At 38.2% G+C, this 19,353-nt stretch carries 12 protein-coding genes and 1 riboswitch; of the genes, 3 read left to right on the forward strand and 9 right to left on the reverse strand.

Features of this window, described 5'->3' with window-relative positions:
* Window positions 1–26 precede the first annotated feature (26 nt).
* From DWZ63_RS05905 to metK, 7 genes are all read right to left on the reverse strand, one after another.
* Window positions 27–821: an ABC transporter ATP-binding protein gene (locus tag DWZ63_RS05905; RefSeq protein ID WP_055944864.1), complete on the reverse strand. Its 795-nt coding sequence runs from the start codon at window positions 819–821 to the stop codon at window positions 27–29.
* Window positions 815–1,771 (reverse strand): ABC transporter permease, encoded by a 957-nt coding sequence (locus DWZ63_RS05910; protein ID WP_055944867.1) that lies wholly within the window; start codon window positions 1,769–1,771, stop codon window positions 815–817. Before DWZ63_RS05910 ends, DWZ63_RS05905 begins: the two co-directional genes overlap by 7 nt.
* A 293-nt stretch (window positions 1,772–2,064) precedes the next feature.
* On the reverse strand, window positions 2,065–2,334 hold the full coding sequence (locus tag DWZ63_RS05915; protein WP_022013779.1) for a hypothetical protein: 270 nt from the start codon (window positions 2,332–2,334) through the stop codon (window positions 2,065–2,067).
* A gap of 7 nt (window positions 2,335–2,341) precedes the next feature.
* A complete protein-coding gene (locus DWZ63_RS05920; protein WP_082440759.1) occupies window positions 2,342–4,489 on the reverse strand; it encodes a glycoside hydrolase family 13 protein in 2,148 nt (715 codons plus the stop codon).
* A 367-nt stretch (window positions 4,490–4,856) separates the two neighbouring features.
* Window positions 4,857–6,293 (reverse strand): CCA tRNA nucleotidyltransferase, encoded by a 1,437-nt coding sequence (locus DWZ63_RS05925; protein ID WP_347474832.1) that lies wholly within the window; start codon window positions 6,291–6,293, stop codon window positions 4,857–4,859.
* A 137-nt stretch (window positions 6,294–6,430) separates the two neighbouring features.
* Window positions 6,431–8,896 carry a cellulase family glycosylhydrolase gene (locus tag DWZ63_RS05930; RefSeq protein ID WP_055944873.1) on the reverse strand — a complete coding sequence of 822 codons (2,466 nt, stop codon included), beginning with the start codon at window positions 8,894–8,896 and terminating at the stop codon, window positions 6,431–6,433.
* A gap of 659 nt (window positions 8,897–9,555) precedes the next feature.
* Window positions 9,556–10,743 carry a methionine adenosyltransferase gene (gene metK, locus DWZ63_RS05935; RefSeq protein ID WP_022013239.1) on the reverse strand — a complete coding sequence of 396 codons (1,188 nt, stop codon included), beginning with the start codon at window positions 10,741–10,743 and terminating at the stop codon, window positions 9,556–9,558.
* Between the two features lie 222 nt (window positions 10,744–10,965).
* A riboswitch (SAM riboswitch) is annotated at window positions 10,966–11,061 on the reverse strand.
* A 197-nt stretch (window positions 11,062–11,258) separates the two neighbouring features.
* Here metK and DWZ63_RS05940 point away from each other — a divergent pair.
* Complete coding sequence (locus DWZ63_RS05940) at window positions 11,259–12,653, forward strand: glucosaminidase domain-containing protein (protein ID WP_118499118.1); 1,395 nt, start codon at window positions 11,259–11,261, stop codon at window positions 12,651–12,653.
* A 371-nt stretch (window positions 12,654–13,024) separates the two neighbouring features.
* Here DWZ63_RS05940 and DWZ63_RS05950 read toward each other — a convergent pair whose 3' ends face one another.
* Entirely contained in the window at window positions 13,025–13,276 is a 252-nt protein-coding gene (locus DWZ63_RS05950) for a hypothetical protein (protein ID WP_055944881.1), read from the reverse strand.
* A 20-nt stretch (window positions 13,277–13,296) separates the two neighbouring features.
* On the reverse strand, window positions 13,297–13,956 hold the full coding sequence (locus DWZ63_RS05955) for a hypothetical protein (protein ID WP_147354234.1): 660 nt from the start codon (window positions 13,954–13,956) through the stop codon (window positions 13,297–13,299).
* 621 nt (window positions 13,957–14,577) lie between these two features.
* Here DWZ63_RS05955 and DWZ63_RS05960 point away from each other — a divergent pair.
* The gene (locus DWZ63_RS05960) at window positions 14,578–17,196 is read left to right on the forward strand and encodes a response regulator (RefSeq protein WP_055944888.1); all 2,619 of its coding nucleotides are present in this window, start codon (window positions 14,578–14,580) and stop codon (window positions 17,194–17,196) included.
* Between the two features lie 178 nt (window positions 17,197–17,374).
* Complete coding sequence (locus DWZ63_RS05965) at window positions 17,375–19,342, forward strand: sugar-binding domain-containing protein (RefSeq protein ID WP_118499120.1); 1,968 nt, start codon at window positions 17,375–17,377, stop codon at window positions 19,340–19,342.
* The last annotated feature ends 11 nt before the right edge of the window (window positions 19,343–19,353 follow it).

A 19,353-nucleotide genomic window follows, 5' to 3' on the forward strand; every position in this document is an offset into this window, starting at 1 on the left:
CTTTCGTGACATCCCTCTGTTGAAACCTATCCTAACAACGCCTTGTCATTTGAAAACTCCTCACCGCTCACTTCCTCAAATTTCTGAAGAAGATCTTCGACAGTAAGTTTTTTCTTCTCCTCGCCTTTTATATCAAGAATAACCTTTCCTTCATTCATCATAATAAGGCGGTTTCCGTGTATTATCGCATCTCTCATATTATGTGTTACCATCATAGCAGTAAGATGATTGTCAGCGATAATCTTATCTGATAATTCCAGCACTTTTGCTGCGGTCTTTGGATCGAGTGCCGCCGTATGCTCATCTAAAAGAAGAAGCTTAGGCTTTTTAATCGTTGCCATAAGAAGTGTAAGTGCCTGTCTCTGACCGCCCGAAAGAAGTCCGACTTTTGATGTCATTCTATCTTCAAGACCAAGATCAAGTTTTGCAAGCATTTCTCTGTATTTTTTCTTCTCAGACTTAGTAACGCCCCACTTAAGACCTCTGCGCTGTCCTCTTCTTGCCGCAAGAGCAAGATTTTCTATAATTTCCATTGTCGCCGCTGTCCCGTTCATCGGATCCTGGAATACCCTGCCAAGATAAGGTGCTCTCTTATGCTCTGAAAGACCTGTCATATCAACTCCGTCAATAATAATACTTCCCGAATCTATAGGCCATACACCTGCAACAGCATTTAGAGTGGTAGATTTTCCTGCTCCGTTTCCACCGATAACGGTAACAAAATCTCCATCCTCAAGTTTTAAATTGACACCATTTAATGCCTTCTTTTCGTTTATAGTACCAAGATTAAATGTTTTATACACATTGTTTAACTCTAACATTTTCCGGCACCTCCTTTTGCGGCTTTTCTGTATGAATTTTTAGCCTTTCCCCTGAGGTAAGGAACTGCAAGGAATATCGCAACTACCATAGCTGAGAACATCTTCATATCTATTGTAGGAAGACCGAGCCACAATACAAACTGGATAACTATGTAGTAAATTATACTTCCGACAGCAACAAATGCAAGTCTTCCGCTGAAATTGAGTTTCTTTCCGAATATAGCTTCTCCAAGTACCTCACCGATGATAACAGAAGCAAGTCCGATAACGATAGAACCCCTGCCCATGTTTACATCGAAGTTACCCTGATACTGTGAGAGAAGTCCGCCTGCAAATCCAACAAGACCATTTGAAAATACAAGTGCAAGTACCTTTGCAACATTTGTGTTGATTCCCTGTGCCCTTGACATATTTGGATTGCATCCTGTTGCCCTGATAGTGAAACCAAGCTCTGTTCCAAAGAACCAGTACATAAGTGCGATAACGACCAAAAGTATGATAACGACCGTAACTATCGCGGCAGGATTGTCTCTGCCTGAAACAACGAGTTTATACATATCTACATTTACAGCCTGATTTGCTTTTCCTTCAGATATGTTCAGATTTATCGAATATAATGAAAGCTGTGTAAGAATACCTGCCAAAATATCCGGAATACCGAGTACCGTATGTAAGATACCCGTTATAAGTCCGGCAAGCATACCCGCAACAAATGCAACTGCAACTGCTGCAAGCGGATTCCATCCTTTCAATATAAGCATTACCGTAACAACACCACCGGTTGCCATAGTACCATCAACCGTAAGATCGGCAAAATCAAGTATTTTAAATGTTAAAAACACTCCTATCGCCATAATTCCCCAGATAAGACCCTGGGCTACAGAACCAGGCAGTGCACGAACAAGTGCTGTGATATCCTGTGCACATACCACTGGAATTAAACTGTACATTTTTTCCTCCGTTCCGCCGTTTTTACATCCGGCACTTTATTCCGTCCGGGGTATTTTTATAACCCCACAAACACCTCCAATGTTATTGTCAGTGTTTGTTGTGTCAAGCAATTTGTATGTAAACATACATTGCTATATATTTTTAATCCTTTCATCACATTATATTATAATTATAATTATAAAAGCAATGAAAATATATAAATAACGGACAACTTTTTTGCTGTGTAGTTATTGCTATCCTATTTTGCGGCAGCAATACAATATAATTATTGTGAGAAACTACCGCACACTCTCTACTCATCAGTCTTTTTTATGGTATCACCCGTAGATATTTTCGTATTTTTGTCAACTCCGCCTATACTGCTGCCGCCGACATAATAATCTTTCTGTGGCTTTGGTGATACCGTTTCATTGACGCCTGCACTGTAGGCACTCTCAAGTCCCCATTTGCCATGCCTTTCCACCACAAAATAATGTATGACTATTGCAGCCGCAATAACTGTCACAACTGCTATGACGGTTTTTCTTCCACTGCCGTGCATCCAGTCTCTTATCTTTCCCATATCTCATCTATCCCATGCTTTCTATATCTTTTATTATCATTCCCGACATCGGAGGACATTCAACATGGATAAGTCCATTTACGACCGGATATACCTTTGCTTCATCTGAATAACCTTCCCTGTCACTAAGCATCAGTCTTGCCATTCGTGTCTCCTGTATAATTCCCATTCGCCATACCGGTATGTCAGCTTCACGAACCTCATCGCTGCTGTTTATCATAACAACTATCTTATCATTTTCATCAAATCGTCCATAACCTATAAGTTTATACTGACCTTTTAAGAACATTATCGAGCCGGTCTTAAACACCTGATAATCCTTGTGTATCCTTATAAGCTGTCTGTGGAACTCTATAAGTTCATTGTCCTCTCTGCCCCATGGATAAGTTCTTCTGTTATCCGGGTCAGTCCAACCGCAAAGTCCTGCCTCATCGCCATAATATATAGTCGGTGCTCCCGGCCATGTCATCTGTATCATGACACCAAGCCTGAAAAGAGCCTTATCTATGCCCTCATCTGCCGCCTGAGGTCCTACACTTGCCGTTCTTCCGACTTTGTGATTTGTTCTCGTCATAAATCTTGAATGATCGTGATTTGAAAGTTCATTCATGGCAACCTGAAGCGACTGTGTATTAAATCTTGTCATATAATTTCGCATAGAACCGAAAAACGCATCAGCATTACCAAGAAGATCTTCCCTGTACTCATCACTGTGCTTTTCTACACCTGTCAAAAACCATGTGATAGGTTCCATAAACGCATCGTAGTTCATAACGGTATCCCACTGGTCACCTTGAAGCCAGCTTGTCGGATCACCATAATGCTCTGCAAGAACGATAGCTTCAGGATTTGCTTCCTTGACATTTCTTCTAAACTCTTTCCAGAAATAGTGATTGTACTCCTGTGACTGACCAAGATCTGCCGCCACATCAAGTCTCCAGCCGTCAACATTGTACGGCGGTGAAACCCATTTTCTCGCTATATGCATGATATAGTCAAATAAAAGCGGTGAATCTTCATAATTTAACTTAGGTAGTGTATCGTGTCCCCACCAGCCATCATAGTGATAATTGTACGGCCACATATCTTCATTAAACCTGAAGAAAGTCCTGTAAGGACTGTCTGCGGATATATAAGCTCCTTTTTCATAACCCTCGGCATCCTCATAAATGCACTCTCTGTCAAGCCATTTATTGAAAGAACCACAGTGATTGAAAACTCCGTCGAGAATAACTTTCATGCCCCTTTTGTGAACTTCCTCGACAAACTCAGCAAAAAAACGGTTGCTCGCCTCAAGGTTTTCTTTGTCTGTAACCCTGCACACATATTTTGTTGCATATTTGTTTGGGTAAGTACCGTCACACATGAGATTTCCATTTTCGTCCCTGTGAAGCACTTCACCCTCATCTTTAACTATCTTTCCGAAATGAGGATCTATATAATCATAATCCTGAATATCATATTTGTGATTTGACGGTGATACAAAAATCGGATTAAAATATATCGCATCTACACCAAGTTCCTGCAGATAATCAAGTTTCTGCCATACTCCTGCTATATCTCCGCCGTAAAATTCCCTTACCCCCATTGCTGCCGGATACTTAAACCAGTCAGTAACCTTGTCTGTACCCTCACCTATATAGACATACTCATCTTTTTCAACATCATTTGACCTGTCACCGTTATAAAAACGGTCAACATATATCTGATAAAATATTGCACCCTTTGCCCAGTCAGGAGTGTGAAATGATGGTGTTATCGTAAAATTATAATACGGCTCAACTCCGCTGCACACACCTACGCTGTTGTAATAGACAGTGACCGTTCCGCTCGTCACCTCAAAATAATAATCTATCATCTTGTCAGAAAGTTCGACCATACTCTCATAATAATCAAACAGTCTGTCATTATATACTTTCTTCATCTCGATGCGCGTATCAGTACACACAACAAGAACCACTCTGTCAATATTTTCCCTGCCGGTTCTGAATCTGAGCTTTACACTCTCATTTGCTTTTGGTTCAGGCGGAATACGATACTGTGCCGTACCATCACTAAAAAGAGCCTGTGGGTTAAATATCGTTGTAAGATTGTCGATAAAAAGCTGTGTCTTCATAGCTTTTGTCATCTTCGCAAGCCTTACATTTAAATCCATAATAATCCCCATTTCCGAGCAATTTATTTATAATACTATTTATCTTTGCTCCAAAATAAATAGAAGTAGTGAAACTAACTTAATACTTATGCCACATCATAAGTTATCATTATCCCTTACAATGTAACAGGTGCTAAACACATTTACAGTTATTTTACTATAAATCTTCGTTCTCCTCAACATTTTTATTGCCGTTCTCACATTTTAGAGTAACAGTTCAGCCTTTCATTTCTTACATTCATAAACCTGCCAGCGAGCTGTCAGTCGCTGCTTTGCAGCTTTTGTTTATTTCATTTCAGAAATGAAAGGCTATTCTACCATAAAAAGGTACTTAACAATACAATGAACAAGCTCATTGTATTGCCAATTATCTTTTTATGGCTGAACTGTTACATTTTAGATAATTTAACAGACCATCTTTCGTGTTCAGTTCAGGTTCATCAAGTACCTTGTCGAGCATTGCCTTAAGTATCTCTCCCATCTTTGGTCCCGGTTTTACTCCGGCGGCTATAAGGTCTGAACCTGTCACCGCAAGGTCTTTTATCGACAAAGGCTGTGCATTTGCCATAATATATTCAAATCTCTTAACACCTGCGTCTATCTTTGCAAGTTTTTCATCACGCTGCATATCGCTCTGTGCCAGAACATCGGCATACTCAACAAGAAAAAGCATATCCATAATGTCAGCACCTATCTTTGACACGGCACGCCTGAAAGCCCTGCTCTTATCTTCCATACGGTAATCATGAAATCTTATGAGCCTGCACGCTTTTGATATAGAGTCATTGTCAAAAGTAAGCCTTCTCATTATCTTCTTTGCCATTTTCTCACTCTGTGCCGGATGACCGATAAAGTGACCGATTCCTTTTTCATCGACTGTCATGACTGCTGGTTTTGCTATATCGTGAAGAAGCATCGTCATGCACAAAACCGTCTGCTGTTTTTTATCCATTTTAGCGGCAAGTTTTTTTGCCGTTTCAAGTACATTCTCAGGTATCTTATCATAAATCTTTTCATCAGAAGTAATCCCAAAGAAACAGTTCATAAGCTCTATACCGCATATGCTGTGTTCTCCGACCGTGTAGATATGATGCGGATTTTTCTGTTCAGTTTGCATCGCAGCATCAAGTTCAGGCAGAAAATATTTTGTCATGCCTGTTTTATATGCATCCCTTATCCGCCCTGCTTCTTTAGAAACAAGCAGTTTCGTAAGTTCAACTCTTATCCTCTCGGCACTTATATTTTTAAGATGGTCTGCTCTCTCAACGATAGCTTCTCTTGTCTTTTCCTCGATGGCAAAACCAAGCTGTCCTGCAAACCTCACTGCCCTTAACATCCTGAGTGCGTCCTCGTCAAATCTCTGACCCGCATCACCAACACATCTTATTATACCATCTTTGAGGTCTTTAATACCCCCAAATTCGTCGACAAGCCCTCTATTATCGTTATAAGCCATGGCATTTATCGTAAAATCGCGTCTTTCAAGGTCAAGTTTGAGATTGTCTGTAAACTCTACTTTTTTAGGATGCCTGTTATCCTCATATTCACCGTCTATCCTGTAAGTTGTCACCTCATAACCGACATGGTCAAGCATGACAGTGACCGTGCCATGCTGTATCCCCGTGTCGATAGTCTTTTTAAAAAGCTCCTTTATCTGTAAAGGTTTTGCGGAGGTCGTAATATCCCAGTCCTGCGGTTTTCTGTCAAGCAGAGTGTCCCTCACACAGCCGCCTACCGCATAGGCTTCAAATCCTGCCTGTTCAAGTTTACTAATAATATATGAAACATTTTTAGGTAATATCATCTTCAAATTTATTTCACCTCATTTTCAGACAGCCTGCCGCAAAAAATATCCTAAAAATCTCAGGTTAAGGGCAATCCGCCAGATAATAATCTGTATGTAAATGCACATTACCATCTGCATTTGCCACAATAAATTATTTAATTGCTGCTGTCTTTTATTGTAATAGTAACATTGGCATTAAAAGCTACTGCGTTAGAACCTTTATCAACCATGCCAATATATATATTATCATAACCCGAAAGCCCGTCTTTTGACAAATCAATCTTTAACATTTCTCCTGTACTCAGCTTAAATGTTCCACTTGCCTTTGCATCAGAGGTATTTATATATTTATAGTATGGATTATCTTCATTTACTTTATTAGCCACTTTGTAGTCTACACTACCGCCGCTGCCCGCTGTAAGCGAATTTATCTTTATCTCAAGATACGGATTTGTAAATTTTGTCCAGTCTATGCCACTAATCTGATATGCAGCTCCAACAGAACTAACAGGCAGATTCCAGTCATCATCAGTAGCAACCGGTGCCACTGCATTCCAGCCTGATGCACCTATATTTCCAGTCCATACATATTCATTTTTTGTCTCATCAGGCACATATGCTGTTCCACTCTCAGCTTTCTTATAAAGTCCCTCAAACAATTCCTTATCAATGTCATTTGACATTCTGCACTGTGAACGGTTGTAACCCATACCCGTATCCCACAAAACAGGACACATTCCATTTGCAAGTGCATATTCGCATACATTTCTTATAAACACTTCCCTGCCTGTTTTTCTTGTATATGTTCCGTCGGAATTTTTAGTATCGCAGACATTGTATTCACCTATAATCACAGGATAACCTTTATCGACAAACTGAAGTTTCATTTTCTTAAAGTCACTTTTAAGCGTGCTTATCTCATCATTACTTCCCCACGATGCAATATACCCTTCTTTTGAAGGTTTTGCTATATCACAGTAACCATATGGTGAATAGTAGTGAACTGAAACCATAAGATGACTTTCTATAGTATCGGTCGGCATCTTGTATCTTGTGTCACAGGTTTTTGATATATCGGTATCATATCCTGCTATAAGAAGAAATCTGTTTGCATTATTTCCGCCTGATGCACGCACTATATCGACAAATTTCTGATTTATCTGATTGACAAGAGCGTATTTTTCATCTTCTGTCAGATTTCCTGAAATAATATCATCGCTGCTCATGTCTTCTGTAAATCCGTAACCGTTTGAGTTAAGTGCATCATTTAATCTTGTACCAAGTTCCTCGTTTGCACTCTCAAAAATAACATGACCTGAATATTTTTTAAATCTTTCAGAAATCTGTTTCCAATAACTCTCATATCGTTTCCATGCAGCGGCACGCCTTGTCTCATCGGCAACTGTATTTCCGGCAGAGTCCTTTTTGCACGCACCAAACTGTCCCCACCATCCACCGTCATAGTGGATATTTACTATAACATACATATCATTGTCGAGGGCATAACCCATGATTTCTTCAACTCTGTTAAAATAACCATCACTTATCGTATAATTTCCATCATCTGAAACCATATTTGACCATGCCACAGGTATTCTTATCGTCTTAAAACCTGCATTTTTCATACCGTCAATCATTGCCTTAGTCGTGGTCGGTGCTCCCCAGCAAGTTTCATAGGCATTAACACTGCCAAGTTTGTAACGTGACACACTCTCCATTGTGTTTCCGAGATTTATGCCAAGTCCGAGGTCGTGAACCATCTGATATGCCTCGGAAGCTGTTTCCGTGGCAGGTCTTCTTGTCGGAGTGGCTGTCGGTGTCGGGCTTGCCGTTGCTGTCGGTGTCGGACTTGCTGTTGCTATCGGGGGAACTGTCTGTGTCGGGCTTACTGCTGCCGTTGGAGCAGCCCCAGGTATCTGGCTCGCTGCCGCTGTCGGCTTATCCGTTGTATTCTGACCTGCTGTTGCCGTCGGCTTAGCTGTCGTGGTCTGACCCACTGTCGCTGTTGGCTTAGCTGTCGTATCCTGACCCGCTGTTGCTGTTGGCTTAGCTGTCGTATTCTGACCTGCTGTTGCTGTCGGCTCTGTTGTTGTATTCTGACCTGCTGTTGCTGTTGGCTTAGCTGTCGTGGTCTGACCCGCTGTCGCTGTTGGCTTAGCTGTCACCATCGGATTTTCGCTCACCTTCGGCGTATTTGTCGGTGTTACCTTCTTTGCCACAACTCTTACATTACATTTTAGTGTTTTGCTAAAGGATTTCCACTTTGTCTTTCCTTTAATCTTCTTTTTTTCCTTATAGGAAACCTTACACCAGATAACGGATTTTCCAACCTTATTTCCTTTTACCTTGCCCTTTGCCGTAACTGAAGCAACACTCTTTTTGCTACTCGTAAATTTAATCTTCTTTGATTTGATATTTTTGGGAACATTTTTGACTTTCAATGTAAAAGTCTTTCCCTTTTGAAGCTTTTTTGATATTGCATTTAAAGTAACTTTTTGTTTACCAGTTTTGGCATATGTTGAAAAATCACCATAATAACTTCCTGTAATCGTCATTCCTGCTATCAAAACTGCCGCTGTCAGTCTCTTACAATATTTTTTTAATCTTCTGTTGTACCTCATACTTTTCTCCTTTTATCTTTTTTAATATTGGGCGTTTGCGAAACTGTCATAAATCTTGATTAAATTGTGCAGATATAACAAATAGTGTTCGTCGGCATTTTTGTCGTCGTCAGCACTTTGCACTCTAAATGAAAATTATATGAGTGAAACGAACAGCGAGAAAATTTTATTTTCGAGCTGTAGCATTCATTTCTATGGCAGCGTTTTTTGCTGATTTATGTACTGCTACGAACGACAACATAGCGAAAGCGTGCCGACGATATTATTTGTTATAGCTGTGCAATTGACACAACATATAGTTAGTTTCGCAATCACTTTAATTTTTTATGTAATGAGTATCAAAATAATTTTATCATATAAAGATTAAATACAATACTTAAAATATTAGTAACAGTTGCTTTAATAAATAGAAATCAATATGCATATTTCCATTATAAATAAATATTAATTTATAATAATTATATTGCAAATTCTTCACTCAGGATACTTTTCTCTTTCATAAAGCATTTATGAAATATACCGTTATCTTTTTCAATTTACAATTTTATTTTCAGAGATTTAAAAAGCTGATAAACCTATGGCTACGCTATATTCCTATACAACATAGTCCATAACTCTATCAGCTTTTTGTTTCTAAAAAATCATCAACTTATTCTTTTTTATAAATATTTCTTAAGTATCTCCACTTTATCAAGCTGCTCCCATGGAAGATTTAGCTCATTGCGTCCAAAGTGACCGTAAGCTGCCGTCTGTTTGTAGATAGGTCTTCTAAGGTCAAGCATCTTGATTATTCCTGCCGGACGAAGGTCAAAGTTTTCTCTTATTATCTCAACAAGTTTCTCATCTGAGAGTTTTCCTGTTCCAAATGTGTCAACCATTATTGATGTAGGCTGTGCGACACCGATGGCATATGAAAGCTGTATCTCGCACTTGTCGGCAAGTCCTGCTGCCACAATATTTTTCGCAACATAACGCGCTGCATATGCTGCCGAACGGTCAACCTTTGTGCAGTCCTTTCCTGAGAATGCACCGCCGCCGTGACGGGCATATCCGCCGTATGTGTCTACGATTATCTTACGGCCTGTAAGTCCGCTGTCTCCGTTTGGTCCACCTATAACAAAACGACCTGTTGGATTTATAAAATACTTTGTATTTTCATCTGTGAGTTCCTGTGGAACTACAGGGTCAATAACATATTTACGGATGTCCTCATGTATCTGTTCCTGCGAAACCTCAGCAGCGTGCTGTGATGAGATAACTACCGCATTTACATGAACAGGTCTGCCATTCTCGTCATATTCAACAGTAACCTGACTCTTACCGTCAGCACGAAGATAAGGAAGTGTTCCGTCTTTGCGGACCTCCGTAAGTTTCTTTGTAAGTTTGTGTGCAAGTGCGATAGGATAAGGCATATATTCGTCTGTTTCGTTTGTTGCATAACCAAACATCATACCCTGGTCGCCTGCACCGATTGCCTCAAGTTCCTCGTCCGTCATCTGATTTTCTTTTGCTTCAAGTGCCTTGTCAACACCCATTGCAATATCTGCTGACTGTGAGTCGAGAAGAACATTTACCTTACAGGTATCACAGTTAAAACCTTTCTCGTCAGAGTCATATCCGATTTCTCTTATTGTCTCTCTTGCAATCTTTTCATAGTCAACTTTTGCCTTAGTCGTAATCTCACCCATGATAAGCACATAATCTGTCGTGATAGCTGTCTCGCAAGCAACACGGCTCATGGGATCCTGCTCCATAAGTGCGTCAAGTATCGCATCCGAAATATTGTCGCTTATCTTGTCAGGATGTCCTTCTGTTACTGATTCAGATGTAAATAATCTTTTCTCCATCGTATCCTCTTTTCTGCACTGCTCTGTACCTTTCAGTCCGTATCAGGCAGTGCAAAGATACGGCTGTACTCTTATCTTGAGGAAAAAGCGACATATCACTGTGTAGGGTAAAAATGGCAAAACCAGCGTTTTGCCCTGGCATCACACTACATTAAGAGCATTTTCCTATGCATCAAAAAAAGTCCACCGATACAACTCGATGGACTTGATATATCTCAACTCCTCTTATTGTTCGATTTCTCGCTTAGATTGGCACCTTCCTGTATGGGGTTGCCGTGGTTTCACAGAGCCTTCACTCTCCGCCACTCGGAATAAGAGTATTTATTATTTTATACAAACATGGTTATCATACATCATTTATCAGATAAAATCAAGTAATAAAATTGTACATAAATAAAGAAATTATTTGTATTATTTTTGTATATCTTTTTGATTTTTTCTTTGAAATGTGTTATAATCAATAAATATAATTTTTACTTATAAATGAATACATATTTAGTTTTTAGGAGGTTTTTATGCGAAAAAAACTATTTTCAAGAAACAACTTAGTTAAAATTTCAGCCATAAGTCTTACTTGTGCTTTGGTATTCATCCCGGTTAGCAGCCACATAAACTCATTGTCTACCGTTCATGCAGATAACAGCGTTTCTATAAGTTCTGTTGATACATCGGACAGTAATGAGCAGACATCAGATAACGATGAACAATCTGATGAAAAAACTGCTGACACTGACAACAGTTCAGATAATACAGTTTCAAACACAACAGGCAATAAGGCAGACAGTGAGCAGCCGGTTTCAGGCAAAAATACTTCACAGTCTAAGAAAACAACCATAAAAAAGACTAATACTTCAACCGCTTCCACTAAAAAAGGAAGCAGTAAAAAAAATACCCAATCAAAAAAGAATAAAAACAAAAATCAGGAGCCAAAACATTACAAACCAATAATAGGCAAGACTGTAACTGTCACAATGAAACATCTTCAGAAAAAATTAAATAAAATTTCTTCTGAGCTTCAGACTGCACAGAGCAAGGCTTCACGCACGAAACGCGTAATATTATCAAAGAAAAAACAGTTATCTTCAATAAACACACTTAAAGACAATGCCATTGAAGAAACCAACTGTGTAACTGTTTCAGATGTTTTTGAACCATCACAGTCGTTAAAATCATATGCTAAACAATATGACTCATCACTTAGCATATATCTCAACCAGAATGTTTCATCAAAAACGGCAAAAACATCTTCCGATGATAATACCGTATTACCTGATTTTGAAAAAATTTCTGGACTTATGGATACTGTATCTATAAAGAAGAATATTAAACATTCAAAAAAAGCTATTAAGTCATCAATAAACAAAAATACTACAAAAGTAAAAAATATGCAGAAAAAAATCAAAGATACGAAAAAAGTCAAAAATACAGTTTCAAAATATGTTGTTGTTTCAATAAACTCTAATAACATATTTGAACCATCAAATGTAAGTACAAAAACCTTAAAGAATGCACTTGAGGGAACTAAGCTTGAAGAACTTGCACCTGCATTTGTCAAGGCAGAAAAAAAATATGGCATAAATGCCATTGCCATGACTTCAATAGCAGCCCTTGAATCAGGCTGGGGCAAAAGCAAGCGTGCCGTAAAAGACAACAATCTCACCGGTCTCGGTGTCTACAGCGATTCTGCAAAAGGAATAAATGCCGACACCAAAGAAAAAAATATCCTTATGACAGCCGAAAGACTTGCCACACATTACAGTAAACCCGGTCAGACATTTTATCATGGAACAGGTTTTGACGGAGTAAATAAAAAATACTCGGCATCAAAGACATGGGGATGGAAATGCGAAAATATTGCATTCCGTATTATGAACAAGATAGCAAATCCGGGAATTGAGTCACTCGGATGATTCTATTTATGGTAAATAAAAAGAACGAAACAGGCATAAAAAGAAGCAAAAAAAGATATACTTGTAATAGCTGATTTAATGTGTTATAATTGAGTCAGATATTAAAAGATGATAGTGCTATATACTGGCACAAAAAACAAAACCTCATAAGGTGCGAACTTATGAGGTTTTTTCTTGTTTTGTTAAAGCAGTTAAGTGTTAAAAGTATATATTTCACATTTTCCTAAAACTTTTCGGCAATTTCACCTTTTTACAACTCTTGAAAGCATTCTTTCCTATCTTCTTCACGGCTTTTCCGCCGCTTACTTTCTTAAGTTTGGTACAGTTCCTGAAAGCATCCTTTCCAATAGTCTTTACATACTTTCCTATCTTTACAGAAGTTGTCTTCTTATTGTTTTAAAAGCCTTATCTCCGATTGCCGTTACTTTAAGTGTATATCCGTTTATCTTAATGCTGTCTGCTATCACAAGGCTTTTCTTACTGCCCTTTACTCCTGCAGCCTTAACAGTCCCTTTCTTTGCATCAGATTTAGTTACCGTGTATTTACAGGTGCCGGGATAGCTGATGGAACAATCACCTGCTAATTTCCCATTATCAATAAGAACCGGAGATTTATCCGCCACTTTATCATCATCAGATGTTTCTAAATGCCCGCTATGCTCGCTGGTATCTGTAATAATATTGGCATTGCTTTCTCCCGTGCGTAACTGCTCGCCTGATAGCAAAGGCTAAGATACTTCGGAAATGGCATATTCTCCGTCTTGTGTTCGTTCGTGTACAAATCCTCCAGTTTGAACATTTCCGTCAGAAATTCCTCTACCCTCTGATGCACGAAGCCTTTCATTTTGTTCAATCCCATAAGCATCGTGTACATTTCTATATCGTTCTCGTATATGTACTCCATCAGTATCTTTGCATACTGACCTTCCTCGCTTATTATCTCCGCTTCCGTCGGAAATCCCAGAACTTCCTCTTCGGACGGCATTTCCCCCAGATACTCTTCCTCTGTCATGTTGTCCGCTAACATTATTAGTTCTTTCCTTTCCTCTTCCGTTATTTGTTCCTTCTCCAACTTGTCCAACAGTTGATTTAACCTTATCACTCTTCCTGTCATAAATATTGCTCCTTTCCTTTTTAATTCTTCAAAATAATTTCTTAATCGAAAAATAACATTATTTGATAATAGGCTTATTGCTGCTCCTACATCTGCCAAAAATTGAGCATAATCTTTGACAATAATACTATAATAGATTTTTTCCGGAAGTATGTAAGAATCATTATATCTGTTCATTATAACAAACATACTACACTCAAAAACAAACTCAGCCATATCATCATTTTTAAATAAATTTACTTTCCTACCTAAAATCATATCACAAACATATGTTCGAGTCAAGTTTTTTATGCTTTCCCATCAATTCAACTTATCCTTATATTCCTTATTATAATAAGACAGTATCTGTTTTATAAGCAAATGCTGATAGATAAAAGCAGGCATAAAAATAATTAAGCAAACATATATTTCTATGTTGCCTGCCAAGAAAGCACCCAAAGAATAGATTATGCCACTGCGAAAATAATTCGGCACCACAACCACCTTGCCTTATATCCCCATTTTGTGTATATTATTACTAACAATAGCTTATGTATCATTGCTATTTAGCTAAAAATCAGTAATACACTACATAGTTAATTGCGAAACTCTAGGTAGGCTATATTTTTTTGTGCAACTTTACATATCATAAGCAAGGTGCTTCTGACACCGTCGGTACTTAAGCTGCGTTTTTTACAGCTTTATGTACCGCTACGAGTGTCGGGCAGCGAGAGCGTGCCTTGTGTTGATATTGTATATGTTACACAAAAATTCACAACCTATAACGAGTTTCGCAATCACCTAAATACACTACATTATGTAAGGAGAACTATGAAAATACTAAAAAAACTTATATGGGTCGCTCTTGCGATAGAGATAATCGTGCTTTTAGTCGTGGTTATCAATTCAAATGTTGACAATATGACCCTGTCAAAAGGCGAGATTTATGATTTTAATACCGGATGGATCATCACCAGACAAGACGGTTCTTCCCAAAAGATTAAGTCACTTCCATACAGTGAAAAGTCAAAAGCCGGTGAGAAAATAATACTCAGCAATACCATTCCCAAAAAATACAGTGGTATGACTATGTCCTTTTTGTCCGCTGATAAACAGTTCCGTGTTACGATAGACGGCAGACAGGTTTATGAATTTGGTGTCAACGACTCAAGACCTTTCGGCAAGACTCCGGGTAGTGTCACAAATTTTATCGACATTCCCGAAAATCTTACAGAAGGAAAAATTGAGATTGAAATGATCTCGCCGTACGACAACTATGCCTCTAACATTACAGGCATTACTATCTCGAAGCGAGATACTTCTATATTAAATCTCCTTAAATCAAACCTTGGCAATTTTGCTATGTGCATCATAATACTTGCCTGCGGCATTACGCTTTTTATGCTCGCTTTTATTCAGGCATTTTCAAGACAGACAAGAGACGGTATAAGTTACCTTGGCTTTATGTGTATTTTCGGTACGATTTACTTCTCAATAGAAACAAAATCACTGAATGTTTTCTATGGAAACCAGACGCTTTACTCAAATCTTGTGTTCCTCGTACTTATGCTCTGGCCTGTCTTTATGCAGATGTACTACATTAACAATCTTGAGGAAAAATTCCAGAAAATTTTCTATATATTACTTTTTCTTACTCTGACAAATGTAGCATGCCAGCTTACATTACAGATTCTTGGAGTATTTGATTTTATGAATATGGCTTTTGTATCACATATTCTTATATTTATATCAGGTATGGCAATACTCTTTTCACTTATCTGCACGATACGAAAAGGTAAAGATAAATTATTCGCATTGGAATTTCTCGGAATTTTAGCCTTTATAGGTGGCAGTGCTGCAGACCTTATCCGTACATATACTATCCATATCGGTGATTTTGGCAAATACAGCCGCTTTGGAATGACTATCTTCTCTCTCCTTATGGTATTTGTACATATATTAAAAGTAATCCGAGGTTACAGTGCGAGCATTGCCGAAAATGCCCGTCATATGCAGATGGAAGTTCAGGTAATCGAGGAGAAAAATCAGGAACTTACTATCGCAAATGAGGAAGCCGAAAAAGCTAAGGCTGAGGCAATAGCCGCCGCAAAAGCAAAAAGCGTATTTCTTGCCAATATGTCGCATGAAATACGAACTCCTATCAATGCTATTCTCGGAATGGACACGATGATACTTCGTGAAAGCGATGATAAAGATATTCTCGAATATGCTGGAAATATCCAGTCTGCAAGCCAGACACTTTTATCACTTATAAACGATATTCTTGATTTTTCAAAAATAGAAACAGGCAAACTTGAACTTGTTCAAGGTGACTATGCACTTTCCTCTCTTATAAATGATGTTTATCATATGCTTCTCGGCAAGGCGAAAGAAAAAGGACTTGCACTTAATGTCGATAGTGACAAAAACCTCCCTGCCAAACTGTACGGTGACGAGGTACGCATACGACAAATACTCGTAAACATATTAAACAATGCAATAAAATATACTGAGAAAGGCTCTGTCACATTAAAAGTCGGTATGTCTGAGCAACAAAATGCCGATGCCATAAACAATAATAAGAAAACGAAAACAAATGACTGTACAGAAAACAATAATACTTCTGATATTGAAAATAAAACTATGCCTTATTATGATAATATTAGTGATACAGATAATAAAACTATACATAACAATAATAATGTTACCAGATTACAGCCTGCAAAAAATATAATAATAACTTTCACTATATCAGATACAGGCATTGGCATTAAGCCTGAAAACATCTCACACCTTTTCGACTCATTTTCACGATTTGATGAGAACAAAAACAAACATATAGAGGGGACGGGGCTTGGTCTTGCCATCACAAAACAGCTAACAAAACTTATGAACGGCAAGATAAATGTCACAAGCAAATACGGTGAGGGTTCTGTTTTTGAAGTAAGTATTCCTCAGAAAATTGTTTCTGATTTAAAGATAGGCGATATTTCCGAAAAATACAATGCAACACCTGATAAAAAGAAGAAAAAAGCTTCATTTACCGCACCTGATGCTAAAGTTCTTGTCGTTGACGATGTAAAAATGAATATCAATGTGTTTAAGGCACTCCTTAAACGAACTAAAATATCGGTTGACTCTGCAATGTCAGGTCCTGAGGCACTTGAAATGATTAAGGACAATAAATATGATATTATTTTCTTAGACCACATGATGCCTGATATGGATGGTATCGAAACTTACAAACATATGAAAGAATTTGAAGAAAGTCCTAACAAAGATACAACAGTTATCATGCTCACCGCCAATGCCATAATGGGAGCAAAAGAAGAATATCTCGGCATCGGATTTAGTGACTATCTGAGTAAGCCGGTGCAGGCGGCAAAACTCGAAGCGATGATACTCAAATATCTTCCTGAGGAACTTGTCACAAAGCCTGATATTTCATAATGTAACATAAAACAATGATAGTGTGATAAATACTGCATCGACAATATTTTGTCACAAGGCTCGTACATTAAGCAGCCACTACAAAACAGAAAATAACAATTTGTTTCCGAGCAAAATAAGTTGATTTTATGTGGTTAAAAACTTGATATGCACAAATGTGTACAGAAATGGAGATAGCATGAAACAAAACAGCAGATTTGAAAAAAAACTTTATACAACATGGGGACGAAATATTGATAAGAACAATGTTTTAACAGAGTACCCAAGACCTCTTTTAAAGCGTGACGCTGACAGCTATGTAAATTTAAACGGTATATGGAAGTATGCTTTCACAGCTTCTAATAAAAGACCGGTGCGTTTTGACGGTGATATTCTCGTTCCTTTTTCACCCGAAGCACCTCTTTCAGGTGTCAACAGACAGCTTAAACCTAACGAATATCTCTGGTACGAACGAATAGTTACATTTGATATAAACAGGTTGTCAGACAATTCACGATTTATAATCCATTTTGGAGCAGTAGACCAAATATGCAGCGTATATGTAAACGGAATAAAAGTCTGTTCCCACTCAGGCGGCTATCTCCCATTTGATGCTGATATAACCGATATTTTAAAAAGCACTGCCACAAAAACTTCATTCAGACTGACCGTGCGTGTGAAAGATTTCTCTGACACTTCATATCACGCAAGAGGTAAGCAGTCACTTAACCCAAAGGGAATATTTTATACTGCACAGAGCGGTATATGGCAGACTGTATGGCTTGAATATGTACCGGAAATATATATCAAAAAGATTATTGCAAAACCAGATCTTGATACAAAGGTACTGCGTATTAAAGTTGTCACAAACTCCGACAATACAGTAAAAAATCTTTATTATATATCAGAAACAGAAAAAAAACATGATAACTGTCAGATTAACAAAAATGATACTAAAATTTCAAGTGACAAGACACACCTTCACAGACACAAATCAACAAAAACAAATGAAATCAAAGTCTGTATCAACAATCCGGGTATTTATATAGACATACCTGACAATAAAACACAAGCTGACAGCAACAAAAAAAACGACAGTTACGATGAATTATATAAAGACAGCCCTTACGCTCCATTTACATATTACGGCATAAGTGACACTTTTATTGAAATCCCACTTGACGAGCTCGATATTAAAGCATGGACTCCCGACACCCCATACCTTTACACTTTTTCAGTAAATTTGGGAAAAGATTATGTACAAAGCTATTTCGCACTCCGTACTTTTACGATAGAAAAAGATTCAAATGATATTCCCCGCATCTGTCTTAACCACAGACCAATCTTTCAAAAAGGTGTTTTAGATCAGGGTTACTGGCCTGACGGACTTTATACTTCTCCATGTGACAACGCACTTATATATGATATTAAGACCATGAAATCTCTCGGTTTCAATATGCTCAGAAAACATATCAAGATAGAAAATAACCGCTGGTACTACCACTGTGACCGTCTCGGCATGATAGTCTGGCAGGATATGGTTAATAGCGGCAGCAGGTACAAATCATGGTTTGTGACCTATCTCGCCACTTTTATGAGCCTTTTTGATATTTCCTGCAGCGATAATTTTAATCATCTTTTTGCAAGAACTTCCAAAAAAGGCAGAAAAGAATTTATAAAAGAAACTATGCAGACGATTGACACGCTCTCAAATCATCCTTCAATCGCAGCATGGGTGATATTCAATGAGGGCTGGGGACAGTTTGAGACAAACAAAATCACAAAACTTGTAAGAAAAGCCGACAATTCAAGGCTTATAGACCAGGCAAGCGGATGGTTTGACCAGGGCGGCGGTGACATCAAAAGCATACACAATTACTTTTTCCCTCTCCGTCTTTTTAAGAAAAAAAACCGTGCTTATGCACTTACCGAGTACGGCGGCTATACGCAGATAATAAAGCACCATAATACCGCCAATAAATGTTACGGTTATGGTGACTGTAAAAATTCAAAAGAATTAAAAAGACGCTATAAGAAAAGAGAGAAAGAAATCTCCTCTCTTATCCCACATGGGCTTTGTGCAAGTATATACACACAGCTTTCTGATATTGAAAATGAATTAAACGGAATCCTTACTTATGACAGGAAGTTCAATAAAATGACATAACATAATATAAA

Origin of the sequence: Clostridium sp. AF34-13 (assembly GCF_003477845.1) — a bacterium.
GTDB lineage: Bacteria > Bacillota > Clostridia > Lachnospirales > Lachnospiraceae > Butyribacter > Butyribacter intestini.

Bases quoted from the DNA above. Each gene is read 5' to 3' on its own strand.
- DWZ63_RS05905 (WP_055944864.1), bottom strand. From the start codon at position 821: ATGTTAGAGTTAAACAATGTGTATAAAACATTTAATCTTGGTACTATA.
- DWZ63_RS05910 (WP_055944867.1), bottom strand. From the start codon at position 1,771: ATGTACAGTTTAATTCCAGTGGTATGTGCACAGGATATCACAGCACTT.
- DWZ63_RS05915 (WP_022013779.1), bottom strand. From the start codon at position 2,334: ATGGGAAAGATAAGAGACTGGATGCACGGCAGTGGAAGAAAAACCGTC.
- DWZ63_RS05920 (WP_082440759.1), bottom strand. From the start codon at position 4,489: ATGGATTTAAATGTAAGGCTTGCGAAGATGACAAAAGCTATGAAGACA.
- DWZ63_RS05925 (WP_347474832.1), bottom strand. From the start codon at position 6,293: ATGATATTACCTAAAAATGTTTCATATATTATTAGTAAACTTGAACAG.
- DWZ63_RS05930 (WP_055944873.1), bottom strand. From the start codon at position 8,896: ATGAGGTACAACAGAAGATTAAAAAAATATTGTAAGAGACTGACAGCG.
- metK (WP_022013239.1), bottom strand. From the start codon at position 10,743: ATGGAGAAAAGATTATTTACATCTGAATCAGTAACAGAAGGACATCCT.
- DWZ63_RS05940 (WP_118499118.1), top strand. From the start codon at position 11,259: ATGCGAAAAAAACTATTTTCAAGAAACAACTTAGTTAAAATTTCAGCC.
- DWZ63_RS05955 (WP_147354234.1), bottom strand. From the start codon at position 13,956: ATGTTTGTTATAATGAACAGATATAATGATTCTTACATACTTCCGGAA.
- DWZ63_RS05960 (WP_055944888.1), top strand. From the start codon at position 14,578: ATGAAAATACTAAAAAAACTTATATGGGTCGCTCTTGCGATAGAGATA.
- DWZ63_RS05965 (WP_118499120.1), top strand. From the start codon at position 17,375: ATGAAACAAAACAGCAGATTTGAAAAAAAACTTTATACAACATGGGGA.